The sequence below is a fragment of the Mycobacterium sp. 1165178.9 genome (assembly GCF_001673555.1).
In the GTDB taxonomy this organism is placed as follows: Bacteria; Actinomycetota; Actinomycetes; order Mycobacteriales; family Mycobacteriaceae; genus Mycobacterium.
On the sequence record NZ_LZMB01000180.1, the window covers coordinates 1 to 19,125 of the forward strand.

General features: G+C 64.5%; 20 protein-coding genes, 4 tRNA genes and 1 pseudogene. 18 read left to right on the forward strand and 7 right to left on the reverse strand.

The features are described 5' to 3' along the window. A partial coding sequence (locus tag A5652_RS08765) for a permease (RefSeq protein WP_369805769.1) occupies nt 1-401 on the reverse strand: 401 nt, incomplete at its 3' end. A 679-nt stretch (nt 402-1,080) separates the two neighbouring features. Here A5652_RS08765 and A5652_RS08770 point away from each other — a divergent pair. The 9 genes from A5652_RS08770 to A5652_RS08810 all read left to right on the forward strand — a co-directional run bounded on the left by A5652_RS08770 (nt 1,081) and on the right by A5652_RS08810 (nt 9,619). Beyond that, entirely contained in the window at nt 1,081-2,298 is a 1,218-nt protein-coding gene (locus tag A5652_RS08770; RefSeq protein WP_067349320.1) for a PPE family protein, read from the forward strand. A 94-nt stretch (nt 2,299-2,392) separates the two neighbouring features. Beyond that, the gene (locus tag A5652_RS08775) at nt 2,393-3,595 is read left to right on the forward strand and encodes a PPE family protein (protein WP_304441766.1); all 1,203 of its coding nucleotides are present in this window, start codon (nt 2,393-2,395) and stop codon (nt 3,593-3,595) included. Nucleotides 3,596-3,913: 318 nt separating this feature from the next. Beyond that, nucleotides 3,914-4,825, forward strand: a complete 912-nt coding sequence (locus A5652_RS08780; RefSeq protein ID WP_067349323.1) for a metal ABC transporter solute-binding protein, Zn/Mn family — start codon at nt 3,914-3,916, stop codon at nt 4,823-4,825. Then, nucleotides 4,826-5,707 (forward strand): metal ABC transporter ATP-binding protein, encoded by an 882-nt coding sequence (locus A5652_RS08785; RefSeq protein ID WP_082983825.1) that lies wholly within the window; start codon nt 4,826-4,828, stop codon nt 5,705-5,707. After that, nucleotides 5,707-6,624 (forward strand): metal ABC transporter permease, encoded by a 918-nt coding sequence (locus A5652_RS08790; protein WP_067349330.1) that lies wholly within the window; start codon nt 5,707-5,709, stop codon nt 6,622-6,624. Before A5652_RS08785 ends, A5652_RS08790 begins: the two co-directional genes overlap by 1 nt. Next, nucleotides 6,621-7,511 (forward strand): metal ABC transporter permease, encoded by an 891-nt coding sequence (locus tag A5652_RS08795; protein WP_082983826.1) that lies wholly within the window; start codon nt 6,621-6,623, stop codon nt 7,509-7,511. The genes A5652_RS08790 and A5652_RS08795 overlap by 4 nt, the downstream gene beginning before the upstream one ends. A 25-nt stretch (nt 7,512-7,536) precedes the next feature. Continuing rightward, on the forward strand, nt 7,537-7,950 hold the full coding sequence (locus A5652_RS08800) for a Fur family transcriptional regulator (RefSeq protein WP_082983827.1): 414 nt from the start codon (nt 7,537-7,539) through the stop codon (nt 7,948-7,950). Nucleotides 7,951-8,682: 732 nt separating this feature from the next. Further along, complete coding sequence (gene xerC, locus A5652_RS08805) at nt 8,683-9,393, forward strand: tyrosine recombinase XerC (RefSeq protein WP_067349333.1); 711 nt, start codon at nt 8,683-8,685, stop codon at nt 9,391-9,393. A 40-nt stretch (nt 9,394-9,433) separates the two neighbouring features. Beyond that, a complete protein-coding gene (locus A5652_RS08810; protein ID WP_232001131.1) occupies nt 9,434-9,619 on the forward strand; it encodes a transposase in 186 nt (61 codons plus the stop codon). A 24-nt stretch (nt 9,620-9,643) separates the two neighbouring features. Here A5652_RS08810 and A5652_RS08815 read toward each other — a convergent pair. Continuing rightward, a tRNA-Lys gene (locus tag A5652_RS08815) sits at nt 9,644-9,716 on the reverse strand. Between the two features lie 124 nt (nt 9,717-9,840). On the opposite strand from A5652_RS08815, the gene A5652_RS08820 reads away from it, so the two are divergent. The 3 genes from A5652_RS08820 to A5652_RS08830 all read left to right on the forward strand — a co-directional run bounded on the left by A5652_RS08820 (nt 9,841) and on the right by A5652_RS08830 (nt 10,123). After that, a tRNA-Glu gene (locus tag A5652_RS08820) sits at nt 9,841-9,913 on the forward strand. 29 nt (nt 9,914-9,942) lie between these two features. Next, nucleotides 9,943-10,019: transfer RNA gene (locus A5652_RS08825), tRNA-Asp, on the forward strand. 27 nt (nt 10,020-10,046) lie between these two features. Then, a tRNA-Phe gene (locus A5652_RS08830) sits at nt 10,047-10,123 on the forward strand. Between the two features lie 39 nt (nt 10,124-10,162). On the opposite strand, the gene A5652_RS08835 is transcribed toward A5652_RS08830, so the two are convergent. The 3 genes from A5652_RS08835 to A5652_RS08845 all read right to left on the reverse strand — a co-directional run bounded on the left by A5652_RS08835 (nt 10,163) and on the right by A5652_RS08845 (nt 13,458). Then, nucleotides 10,163-11,539, reverse strand: a complete 1,377-nt coding sequence (locus A5652_RS08835; protein WP_197513851.1) for a TIGR00366 family protein — start codon at nt 11,537-11,539, stop codon at nt 10,163-10,165. 222 nt (nt 11,540-11,761) lie between these two features. Next, entirely contained in the window at nt 11,762-12,601 is an 840-nt protein-coding gene (locus A5652_RS08840) for a mycofactocin-coupled SDR family oxidoreductase (RefSeq protein ID WP_067349338.1), read from the reverse strand. 197 nt (nt 12,602-12,798) lie between these two features. Next, nucleotides 12,799-13,458, reverse strand: a complete 660-nt coding sequence (locus A5652_RS08845) for a TetR/AcrR family transcriptional regulator (RefSeq protein ID WP_082983828.1) — start codon at nt 13,456-13,458, stop codon at nt 12,799-12,801. A 163-nt stretch (nt 13,459-13,621) separates the two neighbouring features. On the opposite strand from A5652_RS08845, the gene A5652_RS08850 reads away from it, so the two are divergent. Further along, nucleotides 13,622-14,902 (forward strand): cytochrome P450, encoded by a 1,281-nt coding sequence (locus A5652_RS08850; RefSeq protein WP_067349341.1) that lies wholly within the window; start codon nt 13,622-13,624, stop codon nt 14,900-14,902. 203 nt (nt 14,903-15,105) lie between these two features. On the opposite strand, the gene A5652_RS08855 is transcribed toward A5652_RS08850, so the two are convergent. Next, nucleotides 15,106-15,555 (reverse strand): DUF5994 family protein, encoded by a 450-nt coding sequence (locus tag A5652_RS08855; RefSeq protein WP_067349344.1) that lies wholly within the window; start codon nt 15,553-15,555, stop codon nt 15,106-15,108. A gap of 502 nt (nt 15,556-16,057) precedes the next feature. On the opposite strand from A5652_RS08855, the gene A5652_RS08860 reads away from it, so the two are divergent. The 4 genes from A5652_RS08860 (at nt 16,058) to A5652_RS08875 (ending at nt 18,766) form a co-directional block, all read left to right on the forward strand. Then, nucleotides 16,058-16,291 carry a hypothetical protein gene (locus A5652_RS08860; protein ID WP_067349347.1) on the forward strand — a complete coding sequence of 78 codons (234 nt, stop codon included), beginning with the start codon at nt 16,058-16,060 and terminating at the stop codon, nt 16,289-16,291. A 509-nt stretch (nt 16,292-16,800) separates the two neighbouring features. Beyond that, on the forward strand, nt 16,801-17,004 hold the full coding sequence (locus A5652_RS08865; RefSeq protein WP_067349351.1) for a cold-shock protein: 204 nt from the start codon (nt 16,801-16,803) through the stop codon (nt 17,002-17,004). Between the two features lie 167 nt (nt 17,005-17,171). After that, nucleotides 17,172-17,870, forward strand: coding sequence for a M15 family metallopeptidase (locus tag A5652_RS08870; RefSeq protein ID WP_067349354.1), 699 nt, complete (start codon nt 17,172-17,174; stop codon nt 17,868-17,870). 83 nt (nt 17,871-17,953) lie between these two features. Beyond that, complete coding sequence (locus A5652_RS08875; RefSeq protein WP_067349357.1) at nt 17,954-18,766, forward strand: methyltransferase domain-containing protein; 813 nt, start codon at nt 17,954-17,956, stop codon at nt 18,764-18,766. A gap of 4 nt (nt 18,767-18,770) precedes the next feature. On the opposite strand, the pseudogene A5652_RS08880 reads toward A5652_RS08875, so the two are convergent. After that, nucleotides 18,771-18,998, reverse strand: a pseudogene (locus A5652_RS08880) (short chain dehydrogenase); the annotation flags it as partial. Here A5652_RS08880 and A5652_RS28045 point away from each other — a divergent pair. Continuing rightward, nucleotides 18,925-19,122 (forward strand): hypothetical protein, encoded by a 198-nt coding sequence (locus A5652_RS28045; protein ID WP_197513849.1) that lies wholly within the window; start codon nt 18,925-18,927, stop codon nt 19,120-19,122. The pseudogene A5652_RS08880 and the gene A5652_RS28045 sit on opposite strands and share 74 nt — an antisense overlap. Nucleotides 19,123-19,125: the final 3 nt, after the last annotated feature.

Below are 19,125 nucleotides of genomic sequence, written 5' to 3' on the forward strand. Positions count from 1 at the left end.
AGCAAGGACGCCCCCAGCCGCGCAAAGACCATCCTGGGCGCGCCGGGAAACGCCACCGCGGTGGCCACTAGTACCACAGGGTTAATCGCCGGCGCTGCCAGCATGAACGTCAAAGCCGCGGCCCCTGTGGCCCCTCCTTCGCCGAACAATCGCCGCGCCACCGGGACCGATCCGCATTCACAGCCCGGCAACGCCGCCCCACCGACACCGGCGGCCAATACCGCCACCGTGGGACGACGTGGCAGCCAGCGCGCCAAGCGCTCCGGTGAGACAAACACCGCGATCAACCCGCTGACTACCACCCCGAGTGCAAGGAACGGAACCGCTTGCACGAACACCCCACAGAACACCGTGCCCGCGGTCGACAACGCCTGACTGCCAAAGACCGCGTTCCGCAACATGGTCGTAGAGAGGGCAGACGCCAGCAATATGCATACCAGCACTTCCGACGACCCAATGTGTAGTCCGCGCCCCAACCTCTGTGTCGCCACCGTCCCATTATGTAGCGCGATCGCTACAGCATCGGATCCTGCGGCACCGACACCATTCCTATGTCTCGAAGCGCGCACGTTGCCAATGGCTGACTGCAAACCCGAGACGACATCGTGGGACCGCTCCACCGCTAAGCGGACAGGAGCAGCGCTTGCTTCTCACGCGCGCGCCGGACTGGCTGCGGAGACAGGGTGCCCCCGAGGCAGCGTCTACATGACAATGAAAATCGTTCTCGACAACGCGGCGCCCGGGAGGTACGGTATGCCCGTCCATATGACAATGGTTTTCAATAGGGGTGGCAATGAGGACTCCGGTGTGCCCCATCGCCGATGTGCCGGTCGTCACCCAACCCGAGGTCCGCACGGTTGGCGACGGTGAGCCCCGCCCGGCCGGAGGCGGTCGCCTCGACTATGGGCTGCGCATCGCGAGCTGTGCTCACCACCGCCGTCCTCCAGTCGAGATACGTGCAAACCCCTTGATGGTTGACCAGATGCTTGTCGTCGCGGCGCTTCTAGCGCGCTTTCCAAGGGTCCTGTCTGCCTGGCGAAGGCTTCCCCACCACTGCAATGAGTCAACCGGGAGCGAATAATGACGATCGACTTCGCGATGGTTCCCCCTGAGGTCAACTCGGCTCGGATGTATTCGGGGTCGGGTTCTGCCTCGATGGTGGCGGCAGCGTCGGCTTGGAAGGGTTTGGCCGCTGAGTTGCGCTCCACGGCGCTGTCGTATGGTGCGGTGCTTTCGGCGCTGACCGACGATGAATGGCGTGGTCCGACGTCGGACGCGATGGCGTCCGCGGTTGCGCCCTATGTGGAGTGGATGAACATCACCGCCATGCAAGCCGAACAGACGGCCACCAATGCCGAGGCCGCTGTGGCGGCTTACGAGGCCGCGTTCGCGGCCACGGTGCCGCCCCCGGCCATTGCTGCCAACCGGGCTCAGCTGGCGTCCCTGGTCACTACCAATATCTTGGGGGTCAACACGCCGGCGATCGCGGCCGCCGAAGCCCAATACGGTGAGATGTGGAGCCAAGACGCCGCCGCGATGTACGGCTATGCCGGATCGTCGGCGGTGGCCAGCCAGCTGTCCACGTTTGGCCCGCCCCAACCGATCGTCAACCCCGCTGCGGGGACGGGGCAATCGCTGGCCGTGACCAAGGCTGCGGCCACCTCGGCGGGCAGCGCGCAAAGCGCGCTGTCAAAGCTGACGACCTCGGTGCCCAGCACCTTGCAGAGCCTGGCCGCTCCGACTGCCTCGATCGGCGCCGGGCAGTCGATCCTGGAGCAACTTGCCGATTCGACCACTCCAATTGGCTTCATCTGGAACAACTTTGGACTCAACGCCAATATTTGGAACACGATCTTTTCGTCCGGCTTCTACATGCCGGCTAACTACCTGGGCACCGCCGCCGACTTCATGAGCCAGGCCAGTCAAGGCGCGGGTGGCGCGGCAGCAGACGCGGCCGGAGCGGCAGAGGGAGCGACCGGAGCAGCTGCCGCGGGCGCAACGCAGGCGACCGCAACCGCCCCGCTGGGCGGGGTGGGGGCTGTCGGCAACGCAGTATCGGCAGGCCTGGGTGCGGCGCCGCAGGTCGGGGGGCTCACGGTACCAGCGAGCTGGACAGCGGCCGCGCCCCAGATGTCCTCGGCGATAAACGCCACGCCGATGGTGGCTCCGCCACCGGCAATGGCAGCAGCGGGCATGCCCGGAGTGCCGACGGGCGGCAGCCGCGGATTCGGCCGCCATGCACCCCCCCAATACGGCTTCAAACCCACCGTCGTTACACGCCCACCCTCAGCGGGCTAACGCGCCGCGGAGCGCACTTGACCATCAGCCCCTCTGCGCGCCAGCGCCGACGAGCCGCCTGAGACCGCCCACCAGCAAGGGAGGAGGCCAACGAGTGAGCATGCTGCTCGATTTCGCCATGCTTCCTCCCGAAGTGAACTCGGGCCGCATGTATTCGGGGGCCGGAGCGGGCCCTTTATTAGCTGCCGCAGGTGCCTGGAATGGTCTGGCCGCTGAGCTGCGCGCCAGCGCGCTCGGTTACAGCTCGGTGCTTACGGAGTTGACCGGCCACGCATGGCACGGCCCGGCATCGGCCTCGATGACGGCCGCGGTCGCGCCGTACGTTGGATGGCTGAGCAGCGCCGCGGCGCAGGCGGAGGAGACCGCTGCTCATGCCGAGATAGCCGTTGCGGCATACGAGGCCGCGTTCGCCGCCACAGTGCCACCCCCAGTCATTGCCGCTAACCGGGCTCAGCTACTCGCGCTGATCGCCACCAACTTCTTCGGCCAGAACACCCCGGCGATCGCGGCAACGGAGGCGCAATACGCCGGAATGTGGGCCCAGGATGCTGCCGCCATGCATGGCTATGCGATTGCCTCGGCGGTCGCCGGGCAATTGACGCCGTTTCGCGCGCCTCGCCAGACTGCCGATCCCGCCGGGCTACCAGCACAGTTAAATGCGGTAAGCCATGCTGCGGCGACCTCGGCGGGCACCGGGCAGAGCACGGTTGCACAGCTTGTACCGGCGATGCCCGCCACCGTACAGACTCTGGCCGGGGCGGGCGGCCCGGCCGGCACCGGAGAGTCCATCCTGCAACAACTTTCCGATCCGACCACTCCAATTGGCTTCGTGTGGAACACCTTTGGGCCCAACGCCCAGATTTGGAACACCATCTTCGGTTCGGGTTTTTATATGCCGGCCAGATACGCAGGTACTGCGGCCAACGTCCTCAGCATGAATCAGGAGGCCGCCACAGGCGCGTCCGGCGCCGCTGAGGGTGTAGCGGCCGCCGCCGGCGCGCTGGACACTCCTCCGGGCCGGGTGACGCTGGTGGACTCCGTGTCGGCCAGCGTGGGCAGGGGAGACCTGGTCGGTCGGCTGTCAGTACCACAAGCCTGGGCCACCCCCGCGCCGCCGCAAACGCCGCTGGCCACGCCGCCCGGTAGCACACCGGTGGAGGCACCGTCCGCACCAGGCACGACAGGCGCGTCCTCACTACCGCTGCCGGGGCACATGGGTCCCCGCGGCGAGGGCCGTGCCATGCCCCAATATGGCGTCCGCGTCGGCTTCGTGGCACGCCCGCCGGCGGCCGGATAGTAGCGCGTAGTTCGGGAGGCACTGTTGTTAATTGCTAAGCGAGATCGCTTGGAGCACACGTTCGATGACTCCTCGGCATCGGAACCCCACAGCGGCGCATGTCGCATGGGCCCCCTCAAGCAATGTCGCTCCGCACCGCTCGGATCTGGTGTGGCCAGAGGAACTTCACGAATGTGCTGTAGAGAAGTCAGCCGTTCCTCAACGGCGCATCGCGTGCTACCCTCACGCAAAATAATGGAAATCGTTTTCAATAATGGGCCGTGGAGATGTCCGGTGAAAGGCCAATCTGGTCGGCGTAAGGCGGCAATATGGGCAGCGATGGGTGTGGTTGTGGTACTCCTGGGCGCGGTTGCGTGCAGCGGCAGCAAAGCACCGCGATCCGGACCCGGCACAAGCAGCACAGGCGCCGTCTCCAAACTCGCGGTTGTCGTGACGATTAACGCGTGGGGCAGTATCGCCTCACAACTGGGCGGTGACAGGGTGCAGGCGAACAGCATCATTACCAATCCCGACACCGACCCACACAGCTATGAGCCGTCGGCCGCCGACGCCCGTAAGGTTGCCGACGCGAAGGTCGTCGTTGAAAACGGCATCGGCTACGACGTCTGGGCCGAGAAAATGCTTGCGTCCGAACCGAATCCGCAACTCATAGTGATCAATGTCGGCGATACCGTCGGGGTGGCCGGGGGCGGCAACCCGCACCAGTGGTATTCGCCCGACTCACTCACCAAAGTTGCCAACGCAATCACCGCCGCATACAAGAAAGCAGACCCAAATGACTCGGGATATTTCGATCAGCAGAACCAGCAGTTCCTCAACCAGAGCCTGTCCAACTACCACAGCTTGATCGCCAGTATCAAAGCCAAGTACGCCGGGACACCAGTGGGCGCCAGTGAATCAATCTTCTCCCCGCTCTCGGATTCGTTGGGGTTGAACCTGATCACGCCACCCGAATTCCTGAAGGCGATTAGTGAGGGCACCGATCCGTCGCCGGCCGACAAGGCGACCATCGACCAGCAGATCGCCGCCAAGGCGATCAAGGTGTATGTGTTAAACAGCCAAAACAGCAACCCCGATGTGCAGGCCCAGGTCGACGCAGCCAAGAAACAGGGCATTCCAGTCACTACCGTGACGGAGACATTGTCGCCGGCAAACGCGTCATTTCAAGACTGGCAATCAACCCAGCTGTCTGGCCTAGCCGACGCTCTGCATGCTGCGACAGGAAAATAGATGACCCGCACCGTCCCCGGCCATGCCAGCCAGCAGGCTGGCCCAGCGCCAGTTGCAGACGGGACCGCCGTCCGGATGCGCGAGGCCTCAGCCGTGGTGGGCGGGACGACGGTGTGGTCGGATATGTCCCTCGAAGTCGCCGCTGGGGAATTCGTCGCGGTGCTGGGACCTAACGGTTGCGGAAAGTCGACGTTGCTGAAGGTGCTGCTCGGGCTCACACCGTCGCACGGCACGATTGAGGTGCTCGGCGCACGCCCAGGCCGCCGCAGCCACCAGATTGGGTATCTCCCGCAACGGCGCGCTTTCGACGCCAGCGTGCGCATCCGCGGGATCGACGTGGTGTCCCTAGGATTCGACGGCGCCCGCTGGGGAACGCCGGTACCGTGGCTGAGCCGGCTGCTGGCCCCCCGACTGTTCGCGGAACGGCAGCGACAGCTCGAACACGTCATCGGGGTGGTCGACGCCATCGACTATGCCCGGCGCCCGATCGGACGCTGCTCCGGTGGTGAACAGCAGCGGCTACTGATCGCGCAGGCCCTGATTCGCCAGCCGAAACTGCTACTGCTCGACGAGCCGCTCGACAGCCTCGACGTGCCGAGCCAGGCCGGGATCAGCGCCCTGGTGCGCGACATCTGCCGCCGAGAACGCGTCGCGGTGGTCATGGTGGCCCATGACGTGAACCCGATCCTCCCCTACCTGGATCGCGTCATCTACCTCGCCCGCGGGTCAGCCGTGATCGGAACGCCCGAGGAGGTGATCACCGCCGATAAGCTCAGCGCGCTCTACGGCATCCCGATTGAAGTGCTCCGCGACGGGGCCGGGCGCCTATTCGTCGTCGGCCAAACCGACGCGCCTCCCGCGCACACCGCAGGAGGGTGTTAATGAATCCACAGTTGACCTGGAATCTGATCACTGATGTGCAACAGATTTGGGCCTATCCGTTCATGGTCACCGCACTGCGCGCCGGCACCGTAGTCGCCATCGTTGCCGGGATTGTCGGCTGGTGGATGGTGCTGCGCAAGGAAAGCTTCGCCGGACACACCCTGGCCGTCGTCGGTTTCCCCGGCGCCGCCGCGGCGGCCTGGCTCGGCGTGGCCACCGGCTACGGCTACTTCGCGGCCTGCATCGGGGCCGCGGCGGTGATCGCGTTGCTGCCCGCGCAGACCCGGGCGGGTGGGCAGGGCGGGTTCAGTGACAAATCCGCCGGGATCGGCACGATTCAAGCCCTCGCACTGGCAACCGGGTTCCTATTCGTCAGCCTGTATCACGGATTCTTATCGGGGTTGACCAGCCTGCTGTTCGGCGCCATCGCCGGGGTCAGTTCCCAGCAGCTTCATGTGCTGCTTATCGCCGCACTGGTGTGCTTGATCGTGATGGCCGCGATCGGACGGCCACTGCTGTGGGCCTCGATCGACCCCGATGCGGCCGCCGCCAACGGCGTCCCGACTCGACTCGTCGCCGCGCTGTTCCTGTTGGTGCTCGGCGTCACCGCGGCCGGTGCCAGCCAGATCACCGGCAGCCTGTTGGTGTTCGCGCTGTTAGTGGCCCCGCCCGCGGCCGCCTTCCACTTCACCGCCCGACCCGCGATGGGCATTGCCATCTCGGTCTTCATCGCTGTCTGCGTCACCTGGGTCGGCATCGGTTGCGCGTTCTATTCACCGTATCCGATCGGGTTCTGGGTGAGCAGTTTCGCGTTCGGCATCTATCTGCTGGCCGCCGGCTACCGAGCGAGCGTCGAACGGACCCTCCAAAGGACCGATCGACGGCACTTCCCGGCTCGCCCCGCGGTAGCGGCATGACGATCGTCGACGGGCGCGCCAGCGCGTCAGGGCCGCTGACCGGTTTCGCGAACATGCTTGGCCAGCCCTTCATCACCCACGCGCTGGTGGCCGGGACCGCGGTGGCGGTGGTGTGCGGACTGGCCGGCTACTTCCTCGTGCTGCGCGGCCAAGTATTCGCTGGCGACGCGCAGGGACACATCGCCTACACCGGCGCCATGGCGGCGCTGGTGGCCGGCCTGGACCCACGCGTCGGATTGTTCGCGGCCACCATCGTGGCCGGAGCCGCCCTCGGTGTAATCAACCGTCGCGGCGCCGACGACGTCGCGATCGGCTCGTTTTTCTCCTGGATACTCGGATTGGGCGCGCTGTTCTTGACCTACTACACCACCCACGGCAGCGGCATTAACGGCACCGCCAACGTTAATGTCTTGTTCGGCAGCATCTTTGGAATCAGCGACCAGGCGAGGAACCTGGCGGTGGCCGTCGCAGCGGGGTTGGGCGTCGTGCTGATCGTAATCGCCCGACCGCTGCTATTTGCCACCATCGATCCGGCCGTCGCGGAAGCTTCTGGCGTGCCGACCCGGCTGCTGAGTGCGCTTTTCCTGGTGGTTGTCGGTGCTGCCGTCGCCGAGGCCACCCAAATCATTGGCGCACTCGTCGTGCTCGGCTTGCTCGCCGCGCCGGCGGCCGCCGCCGCGTGGCTGACAACTCGGCCGTGGCACGGATTCTGGCTGTCCGCGGTCTTTGCCACCGCAGTGATCTGGATTGGCGTCAGCATCGCCTATGCCATCCCGCAAGCGCCCGCCACCTTCACCATCATGAGCACCGCCGCCACGATCTACCTGATAGCTGCCGTGATAGGCGCACGAGGCCGCCAGCCACGGCTTGCATCGGCGGCGCCATAACGCAGGAAGCCCTAGGAGCGCAACGATGCCCAGGTCGCCGGTGCCACGCCAGACCCGATTGACCGCCCAACAACGAGCGGTGCTCGACCTGCTGCAGCACAGCGACCGCTTCCGTGGCGCCCAAGAACTCCACCTCGATCTCCATCAACGCCACGGCGTCCGGATCGGGCTGGTGACCGTTTACCGGATCCTGCGCACGTTCGCCGACAAGCAAATCACCGAAACCCAGCGCGCCGAAGACGGTGAGACGCTTTACCGGCTGCGCACCACACCAGAGCACCGCCACTACCTACTGTGCCGCCGGTGCGGGCGAGCGATCGGATTCACCGCCAGCGAATTTGAACGCCTCACAAGCCAACTCGCCGAGCAAAATCGCTACACCGACGTCGTCCACAAGATCGACTTCTACGGAACCTGCCCACTCTGCACCGGAATCTGAACGCGGCCGACTGATCTACGCGATATGCCAGCACTCACCCGTTCCGTGAAGTCCTACATGAAAAGATATCCGACAGTCGGCTTCGCCTGGAGGGACAACGATCTCGTCGACACGATGTACCCGACTACGGCGAACAAGGAGAACGGCCAATGGCGCTGACGAGAAGATCGAGATCCTGCCCGGTGGCGTAATGACGGGTGCGGCCATGATCGGCTGGTTCACGGGGCGACCAGCGCCGCCCCGGCTGGGGTTTCGCACGACCCGGCGGCAACCCTGCGGCTTGATCTGACCATGAAGCTAAACGAGGTCAACCAACTCCTCGACAATCCAGCGGCACAACCTATTTCAGGTGGAGTCGGCGTTGCAGACTTTCACGATGCCCGAGGCATTCAGAGAACGTCAACGGGAGGCAGTGGAACACATTCGAGATTTCATCAAATCGCTTGAAAAGCAACGCGATCACATCATCTACAACCTAGCCCAGAATTGGGATCGCGATGGCGGGTAGGCCACCGCTGCGCATTGGGCAGCACGGCAAAGTCTCAAGCAGATATCTCGGGGGCGGTGTGTGGCTGGCGCGCTGTCAACGCATCCTCAGCGGGCTTGCCGCGCTTGTCGTGTTCGTCGGCAGGGCCGCGGCGCTCGACGACCCGCGTCACTCCGTCGGTGTCGCGAAATCGAATCGAAGCACTGGCCCAGCGTTGATCGCCGGGATTTTCCGGTCAGATCATCGTGGACACCAAGGTCTCTGTGCTTGTCGAGCAGCACCTTGCCTTGCTGGCTGAAGCTGGTAAGTCGCCAGCGACCCTGACGACTTACCGCAGTGCGGTCCGCAAACTGGCCAAGTTCACCAATGCACTGCGGGTTGGGGACGCGACGCCGGGGCGACTCAACGCAGTCGTGCGGTCGATGCGTGCCGCGCACGGGGCAAGGATGGCCCGCCACGGTCGCACCCTACTGCGGGGCGCGCTTCAGATCGCGGTGCTGAATGATGTTCTCGGCTCCAATCCGGTAGCTCAAGTCAGCAGGATCGAGTCGGTACGTAAGCCGAAGGGTGCCCCCGCGCTGAACGCCGATCAGTTGCCCGAGCCGCTCGGCAGGCTCCGCGCCTCATTGGCGTGTGAAGACATCGATCTGATCGACCCAATTACCCTCCTGGCCGCGACCGGGCTGCGACGTTCCGAGCTGCTGGCGTTGCGGTGGACTGACTACGACGAAAGGACCGACACAATCACCGTGGGTGGGAAGGTCGCGAGGATGGAAGGGGAGGGTCTGAAGCGACTCCCGAGCGGCAAGACAGATGCCTCTGATCGCGTGGTTCCGCTACCGGCGTTAGCGCTCGCCATGCTCGCCAAGCGTAGCCAGCGAGCGTTCTGGGGCCAACAGGCAATGATCTTTCCGTCGTCGACAGGGCACATTGCGCGACCCGGACAACTTCAATAAACAGTGGCGGAAAGTACGCGATGACCTCGGCGTCCCGGACGTGACCAGTCACAGCTTCCGCAAGTCAGTGGCCACTCTAATCGATGACGCCGGCCTATCCGCCCGGATGGGCGCCGACCAGCTCGGGCACGCCAAGGTCTCTATGACCCAGGACCGCTACATGCGCCGGGGCAAGGTCCACGTTGAAGTAGCAGCCCTGTTGGACCGGGTCATAAACGATGAATAAACGACTGACCAGCACGCAGTTTTGTGCCCCCACTAGGACTCGAACCTAGGACCTGCGGATTAAAAGTCCGTAGCTCTACCAACTGAGCTATAGGGGCCGCGGAGATTCAGGATACTTGGACCGAAAACGAGGCTCGTTTGAGGATTGGGCACACCGTGACCTAAGCTGACGTGGCTCCCAACGAAACCACGTTGCGAGTACCCCGGAGTGATTCGGTTCTGGCCCCCATCGTCTAGTGGCCTAGGACGCCGCCCTTTCACGGCGGTAGCACGGGTTCGAATCCCGTTGGGGGTACGCGACGCGGTGACGCGGAGCAGCAGCAAGGCCCTGTGGCGCAGTTGGTTAGCGCGCCGCCCTGTCACGGCGGAGGTCGCGGGTTCGAGTCCCGTCAGGGTCGCCAAGCGCGGCGAGGCACTCGCTGCCCTCCGGCCAGGTAGCTCAGTCGGTACGAGCGTCCGCCTGAAAAGCGGAAGGTCGGCGGTTCGATCCCGCCCCTGGCCACCAACTATCCGTCGAGTTCAACGCTCTCGAAGCATCGCGGCGTCAAACCACGTAGGGCGCAATCAGAGTGGTGGCGCCCAGCACCACCAACCCGACCAAGAACGCGACGATCGTGAAGCCCATCACCTGACGGACATTGAGTTTCGCTATCGCGAGCAAGGGCAACAGCCAGAACGGCTGGATCATGTTCGCGACCCCCTCGCCGACGGCGACGGCCATGGACATCAACCCGAGGTAGGGCGGCGAGGTTTGACCGAGCGCCCGCGCCGAGTCGACCGCGATCGGGCCCTGCACTGCCCAGTGCCCGCCGCCGGACGGTACGAACAAACTGATGATCAGCGAGCCGATGAAGGTGAGGAACGGCAGCGTGTACTGCGTCGCGCCGCTCACGAGCCCGTGGGCCAGCAGCGTCTGCAAGGGCACGGCCTTGCCGACGGCTTGGGAGGGCGCATAGCCGAGCAGGGCTACCAGACCGCCGTACAGCGGGTACTGCAGCAGCAGCGGACCAGACACCTTTGCGGCGCCGGTGAATGCCCGGATGAACCGGATCGGCGTGCGGTGCAGCAGCGCACTCGTGATCGTGAACAACATGATCATCGAGGAGATGTTCAGCGCAAAACCACTGAGCCAGAAGTAGGCAATGCCCGCGACGAACACGAGGACATTGAGAATCCACTGGTTCTCCAGCCATTCGGCAAACGATCGCTTGCCCTCGGCCTTGATCTCGGGCTGGTCCTCGTCCTCGAACACGGCGGGATCGGGAGCAAGGCTGTGCGCCGGCTGCATGCGCCAGATCGCAAGCGCGAGCAGCGTCAACACGACGATCACCGACAGCCAGCTGTAGGGCTCAAAGATTGTCAGCTTCAGCGGCACCGTGGCGCCAGTCATCTTGTGGATCACGTTGATTGGGCTGGCGTCGTCCGTGTTCGCCAGCGCGATCGACGATGACAATCCCTGCGTCCAAACGATGAAGCCCATGAACGCAGCCGCGATGAGGTAGCCGAAATGTGTGTCGGTGAAGCGCTTCGCGACCTGGCGGGCAACCAGTGCGCCTGCGACCAACCCGAGTCCCCAGTTCAGCAGGGAGAGTGCGGCACTCACACCGAAACACAGGAGGGCTCCCTGCGCCTGGTTACTCGGCCTGCTCGCGATGTAGACGATGGCCCGCTTCAAGACCGGTGCCTCGGCGAGCGTGTAACCGGTCACGAGGATCAAGACCATCTGAAAGGCGAAAGTGAAGATGTTCTGCGACCCCCACACACCCCCGTACCACGCCTTGAGCATGCCGCTCGCCGAGGCGCCGCGCACCAAGAGCGCAACCAGCGCGGCCACGATGATGGTGAGGATGACCGCGAACAGGTAGGGGTCGGGCATCAGGCGCTCGACGTACCGGACACAGAGTGCGGTGAACGCTTGGATGATGCCGCGGCGTCTAGGTTTACGTCCTTCTTCTGACGGCGTTGGTCGTTCGGACTCAGCGTCGGGCGCCTCGGTCGCGGCCATCGGGTCTTCGCTCGTCGTCATCGACCTGCCCTCGCGTTCAGTGGCCAGCTCGCGTTCGACCGCGCGCATTGGCTGATCGTAGTGGACCGTGCGAAGGGGCGCTTCCTGTGCGAGGCGAGCCGCCCGCGGCTGCCGCGGCTACTTGAGCATGCTCCCGGCGTCAACGGTGACCGGAAGGCCTGTGATGTAACGCGATTCGTCGGAAGCCAGGAACAGCACGGCGTTGCTGATGTCCACCGGTTGGACCCAGCCGACCGGCAGTACGTGCATGAACTGCGCGGCGACCTTGAGGTCGTCCGGGCCGGGATTCTCCAGATCCGGCCTGAACAGCTTCATCGTTCCCTCGTTCATGAACATCGGCGTGTTCACGTTGGTCGGGTGAACGGAGTTCACCCGGATGAAGTGCTGGCCGAGTTCCACGGCAAAGGCACGCATTAGCCCGACGACGCCGTGTTTGGCGGCAATGTAGTGACCGGTGTGCGGGTAGGCCTTGAGGCCGCCGACCGAGCTGGTCAAGATGATCGACCCGCCCTGGCCTTGCGAAATCAAATGCGGCACACCAGTTTTGACGGTCTTCCAGACGCCCGACAGGTTGACGTCGATCATGTCCCGCCAGTCGTCTTCACGGGTTTTGTCGAGGGTCTGCCCCCCGTTGCCGATTCCGGCGTTCGCGCAGATGATGTCCAGGCGGCCGAGCTGTTCGACTCCGCCGTCCACCACCGCCTTCAGGGCGTCGTAGTCACGCACGTCGACTTCGGCGGTCACGACCCGCCGGTTGAGGCCCTTGACCAGGTTGGCCGTCTCGGCCAGGTCCTCCGGCGTCGAGGGCGGGATCTCGCTGCTGCTGCTGATCGGTGTGCAGATGTCGACCGCGATGATGTCGGCGCCCTCCTGCGCCAGGCGCACCGCGTGGCTGCGGCCCTGACCCCTAGCGGCGCCGGTGATCAGCGCAACCTTGCCCTCAACTCTTCCACCCATGACTGCACCTCACTGATCCGAGACCGGGTTGTCGACGGCCCGGCACGCACGTTGTCGTTCGACTTCGATTATTTGTCGATCGATCAGGAAGGGTGGCACCATTTGGTCGCGGTGTCAACAGACGCCGGCAGGGGGAGTGCGATTAAGCGGTGCGCCGGGAAGCGACGCTGGGGTCAACTGGGGAGGGCAGCCCAGTCCTAACTGCTCGGCGCCGGCGTGGCCGCGGGTGCCGTCAGCAGGGTCATCTGGCGTTCGACGAACGCGCGTAACTCGTCGTGCCCTTGGGTGACACCGACGGCGCTCTCGTTGCACAGGCTGCGCGCGACTTGCGCGATCAGCATCGAGATTGCCACCGGCGGGTATTCCTCGAGGTCGATGTGGTTGGCGCGCAGGACCATCGTCACGGCCGCTGTCTCGATGTCGCGAACCCGCTCGGCGTAAGCCTTGAGTTCGGCGCCAATTGCCTTGCGGTGATTGGCCAATGCCATGAATTCGGCATTCAGAGCCGTCACCGCGGAATCGCTGTTCATCAACCACAGCGCTTGCAGGGGGTCGTCGTCGGTCAGTAGGGCGCGCATGCGTGCTAGCGCGGTCTCGGCACCGGCGCGCAGCACCTCCACGAACAGATCGTCCATCGTCGGGAAGTAGTAATAGACGAGGGCCTGCTTGACGCCGGCCTCCGCGGCCACCCGCCGCGACGTGGCCGCCGCATACCCCTCCTCGCGCATGATGCGCGCGGTGGCCTCGATGAGCTTGGTGCGCGCCCCCGCGTCGGCGCCCCGCTTGTTGCGGCGTGTCGCCGCGGGGCTGGGAACGCCTGCTTGGCTTGACCGTCGCGCGCGATCCGTGGTAGGCATACCGCATCCTATCAATTTGGTCGATCGATCAGTTTTACCGTGGGGACGCGCCAACCGGGATGGAGGGGCCGTGGCCGCCTGCCCGCGCCGAGCCATCAGCCTGGTCACCGAGGGCGCGTTGGCGTGATGCCGCTTCGCAGGACCAGGAAAAGGAATCGAACTCATGACTGAACTCGCCGACGTCGATTACTTCACCAACGCCGACATCGCGCAAGATCCCTATGCCTACTGGGATTACTTGCGCAGTCAGAGGCCGGTGTTCCGCGAGCCGCATTACGGGGTTGTGGCGGTCACCGGTTACCAGGAAGTTCAGGCCGCCTTCAAGGACGTCGGTTCGTTCTCCGCGGTCAACGCGATCGGCGGCCCGTTCCCGCCGCTGCCGTTCACGCCGGAAGGCGACGACATCAGCGAACAGATCGACGCGCACCGCCACGAGTTCCCCATCTTCGAGCACATGGTCGTCATGGACCCGCCCGAACACGATAAGGCGCGCTCCCTGCTCGGGCGGTTGCTCACGCCGCGTCGGCTGCAGGAAAACAAGGACTACATCTGGCAATTGGCCGACCGGCAATTCGACGAGTTCATCGCCAACGGTCAGTGCGAGTTCCTCGGCGAGTACGCGAAGCCGTTCGCGACTCTGGCAATCGCCGATCTGCTCGGGGTTCCCGACGAGGATCGCGCCGAGATTCGCCGCAACCTCGGGGCCGGCAACGCGCCGGGCGCCAGGGTGGGCGCACTCGATCACGAACCGGTGGGCAGCAATCCGTTGCAGTACCTCGATGACCTATTCAGTGCCTACATCGCCGACCGACGGGAACGCCCGCGCGACGACGTACTGACCGGCCTGGCGAGCGCCACGTACCCCGACGGCTCGACCCCACCGCTACTGGAGGTCGTGCGACCGGCGACCTTCCTGTTTGCGGCCGGCCAGGAGACCGTGACCAAGCTGCTGAGCGCCGCGGTACAAGTGCTGGGTGACCAACCCGAGCTTCAGGTGCGGCTGCGCGCCGACCGAAGCCTGATCGGCTCGTTCATCGAAGAGGCCCTGCGCATGCAGAGCCCGACCAAGGTCGACTTCCGGCTGGCGCGCAGGACCACGGCTCTTGGCGGCGTGCACATCCCGGCCGGCACGGTCATCATGCTATGCCTGGGAGCGGCCAACCGTGATCCTCGAAAATTCGAGAACCCCAATGAATTTCAGGTCGACCGGAAGAACGTCCGCGAGCACGTCGCTTTCGGTCGCGGAATCCACACCTGCGCGGGCGCACCGCTGGCGCGTGTGGAAGGCCAAATCACCATCAACCGCCTCCTGGACCGAACGCGCGACATCCGGATCAGCGAAGCCAAGCATGGCCCAACGTCCAACCGCGAGTACAGCTACGAGTCCACCTTCTTGCTGCGCGGCCTCAAGGAGTTGCATATCGAGTTCACACAGGCCGACTGACAAGCGCGCTAGTCCTGTGCCGCAAGGCCTTTCACCTGCTGGGAGTAGATGATGATGTTGCCGCCGCCGGAGGCTGGCCGATCGGCTATACGACGATAGATGATGGTCACCGGTTCATCAACGGTCTCGTCGAAACGCTTCCCGATCCATGCGTCCGCGATGGCGTCGGTGCTGCCGTCGGATGTGCGCGATGCGCGTTCATGCTAGCTGCCGGCAGCTCGTTCACGTTGTTGGTGCGCGGCCCGCAGGATCGAGTCTGCGGCTAGGAATGCAGGTTTGACGCGGTCGGCACTCTCGACGGGTAGGTTTGCGGCACGGCGCAGCACCATCAGCGCCAACGCACTGTGGGTCGCGTACGAGACGATCAGCAGGTTAGCGCGAGCATGTGCGCCGCTGACGGTCATTACGTGTTGACGTTTGCCTTCCCATCCCGGCCAGTTGAGATCGGGTGGTCGCTGAAGCGATGACCAATTGACGTTGATGGATGTGACGTCCCCAAGCAATGGAGTCAGGACCGCAACTAGCTCGGGCAATTCATTGGTGATGCGATCTGCGCGTGGCCACCACGCGCCGTCGATATCGTGGCCGAGTTCGCGAGCCACCGATAGCCGGATGGGATTGGCTTGGCGTCGGGTTCTGACCGCGTGGTTCATCGCGGGTACCGCAGTTGGCAATTGGCGCACCTATTCTGCCTGGTGCAGTGGTCCGCCAGAGTTGTCTGAGTTTTTCGACGTTGCGTAATCGCCGCCTGTGCATAACCCATGGGCGGTTCCTTGCGCTCGGCGTCGTCGGGTCTGCGGGCGCGGGCCCGACGGAGGAATCACATTGCCCGTGGGTGTCATCCGCGCATGTCGCGCGGTGGACCACCGCTGACAACGAACGGCTCATGTGTGACGCTACGCCACCGGCGGGCCACGTGGACGGTCGGGTGACTAGCGGCAGGCGCGTAAGCGCGGGCACAGCTCGTTCCGATGGCGTCGTGCGACTTGCACCAGCCCCGACGCGTCGCGGCGGGTGTACGTCAACCAATTCACACCTCTCGTTGCGGGGCCGCAAAAGTCGTTGCACTGCAATAAATTCAGCGACGACCCGTCTCATCTGCCCGGCGGGGGAGCATTGCGGGTAGGGTGGCGCCAACAGGTGAGGACGGATTACATGGCGATAGAACAATGGTCTGACGCAATCGAGATTCATCCGTCCCAGATCCGGGTCGGCGACGTTATCGGCACGCGGCGTCCCACTGACTTGCGCCTGACGGTCAAGATGATCAGTGGTCCGCAGAGTGGTCCGGGGCAATGGACTTTTTTCAGCCGAGACGACAACGGTCAGCAGCGAACCAGTACGTTCGATGAAGGCGAATTGGTCCGCAGGTACGCCAAGGCATCCTGACGGCCAACACCTAAAGCCGGTCAGCGACGTTTCGTTGCAGATGTCAGGGGATCGGTGTCGGGGCGATCCGAAAACGTTGGGTGCTCGACCGGTTTCGCTGAGTTTTTGCCCGAAGCGACATATTTCGGTGCCTCGGGGTGAGAAAAGAGGCTCGACTGGTCCATGGGTTGTCCTTCCGAATGAGATTTCGACCGATACGCACTGTTGGCTGGTGTCGGACGACGAGCGAATCGCACGGCGAGTGCATTCGTGCTTCGGTCCCGATTCGCGGTGACCACTAGAACGTGTCGAGTTCCACTGTACAGGCAGCCTGAGCCGTGCCTGCGCTAGCCGGTGAGACGGTGTCCTACTGGCCTACGTCGGCCGCAGGTGGCCCCCGTTTAAACCCAGCAGGTAACACTGATTTACGTGCACTACAAAGACTTTCGAAAATGAAGTCAGCCTCGTGCTACCCTGAGCGCGCATGGGTGTTCTAGGTACATCCGCATTTGAATGAGAGAAGTAAGTAAATGGCACAGGGAACTGTGAAATGGTTCAACGGTGAAAAGGGCTTCGGCTTCATCACCCCTGACGACGGCACGAAGGACCTCTTCGTCCACTACTCCGAGATCCAGGGAGGCGGCTATCGCTCACTCGAGGAGAACCAGCGTGTTCAGTTCGAGGTTGAGCAAGGAGCCAAAGGACCCCAGGCGGTAGGAGTCGCCGCAGTCTAGGAAATTCACATACGTCACGAGTGGGCTGGTGCGGTCGCTTCGCACCAGCCCACTGATGTTTCAATGGCCCACGTCCTCTTGCTAGGTCTTGCTTCGCTCGCGACATCGGCTGCGACATCACCCAGCGATTAACCCGGTCCGGGCTCAACAACCGGGAGGATGAGCGCATGCGTCTCGCTTGGGTGCTGAGGTTGGCGATCGTGGTGGGGCTGGCCTCGGCGGGATGGGCATCCACCGCGCACGCCAGCCCGGATGTGCCGCCGGTCAGCGACGCCGCGCGCGCGGCAGGCTTCGTCGATATCCGCAGCGTCATCCCCGACGCGATACTCGATCTGCGCTACGCGACGACGAACAATTTCACCCACACGCAGCTGTATCCATCTGACGCCAGATGCCTTGTGCACCAATCGATGGCACCCGGCCTGGCCGCTGCGGCCGGGGCGCTGCGCCCACAGGGGCATCTCCTGGTGTTCTGGGATTGCTATCGGCCGCACGACGTTCAGGTCACGATGTTCAATCTGGTCCCCAACCCCGCCTGGGTGGCGCGCCCGGGCCCGTACGCGCACAGCCACGAGTCGGGGCGTTCGGTAGACGTGACCTTCACGACGATGCAACAGCAGTGCTCGTCGGGGCTGTACGCGAGCGGACTTTGCCTGGCCGACATGGGTACCGACTTCGACGACTTCACACCTCGGGCAACCGCTTTCAACACGCAGGGCATCGGTGCTGACGCTGTGGCGAACCGGGCGGCGCTGCGGTCGGCCATGAACTATGGCGGGCTGAAGGTGTATTCGGGCGAGTGGTGGCATTTCGACGGGCCGGGAGCCGGTGTCGACCGACCGATCCTCGACGTACCCGTAGACTAGTTCTCACAATATGAGACATTTGTTTCATAATGTGGCCGTACCCCGTAAGCTGGCAGACCAGACGCGGCAACCAAGGGGCCACAGTGAACGACCCAAATCGAGCGACCTATACGCACGGGCATCACGAGTCGGTGCTGCGCTCCCACCAGCGACGCACCGCGAAGGACTCCGCCGCGTACCTGTTACCGCACCTGAAACCGGGGCTGTCCGTGCTCGACGTCGGCTGCGGACCCGGCACCATTACCGCTGACCTGGCCGCGCTGGTCGCACCCGGACCGGTCACCGCTCTTGACCAGGCTGCCGACGTGCTCACCTTTGCCCGCGGCGAAGTCGAGCGACGGCACCTGTCCAACGTCTCGTTCGCCACCGCCGACGTGCACAGGTTGGACTTTCCCGACCACACGTTTGATGTCGTCCACGCGCATCAGGTGTTGCAGCACGTGGCCGATCCGGTTGCAGCCCTGCGGGAGATGCGGCGGGTGTGCGCGCCGGGCGGCATCGTGGCAGCCCGCGACGCCGACTACTCGGGGTTCATCTGGTACCCGGAGCTGCCCGCGCTCGACCTGTGGCGCGACCTCTACCACCGCGTCGCGCACGCCAATCGCGGCGAACCAGATGCGGGCCGGCGACTGCTGTCGTGGGCGCAGCAGGCGGAATTCGGCGACATCACGCCCAGCGGCAGCCTGTGGTGTTACGCCACGCCCGAGACGCGCGACTGGTGGGGCGGAATGTGGGCCGACCGAATACTGCACTCGACCGTGGCGCGTGACCTGGTGAGCCTGGGCCTGGCGACTGCCACGCAGCTCGAGGAGATCTCCGCCGCGTGGCGAGAATGGGCGGCAGCCCCGGACGGCTGGATCGCCATCCCGCACGGTGAGATCATCTGCCGCGCATAGCCGTTCAGTCGAGGAACAGGTCCGGAATCGGTTGGTCGCCGCCGCTGTACCGGGACAGGTCCTCAATACCGGCGGAGTGCAGAACGTCGGCGTGGATGTAGCAATTGCCGGTGGCTTCCCGGCTGGGGCGAGAGATGATCTCGACGGCGGCGCCAGCCATGACCTCCGGGCTGCGCGACGACCGGGCGAGCGTGTGCCCGTCGGCCGTGGTCGCCACCGCCGCGGTGGCGATTCCGATCGCGAGTCCGATTCCGCGGCTGCCGCCGGAGATGACGACGGTGCGATCGGCGAGCGAACCGTTGGACTGGAGCCTCCATTTACCTGGTCAAGCCAACCCGTTTGGCCTGGTCAAATAGGTG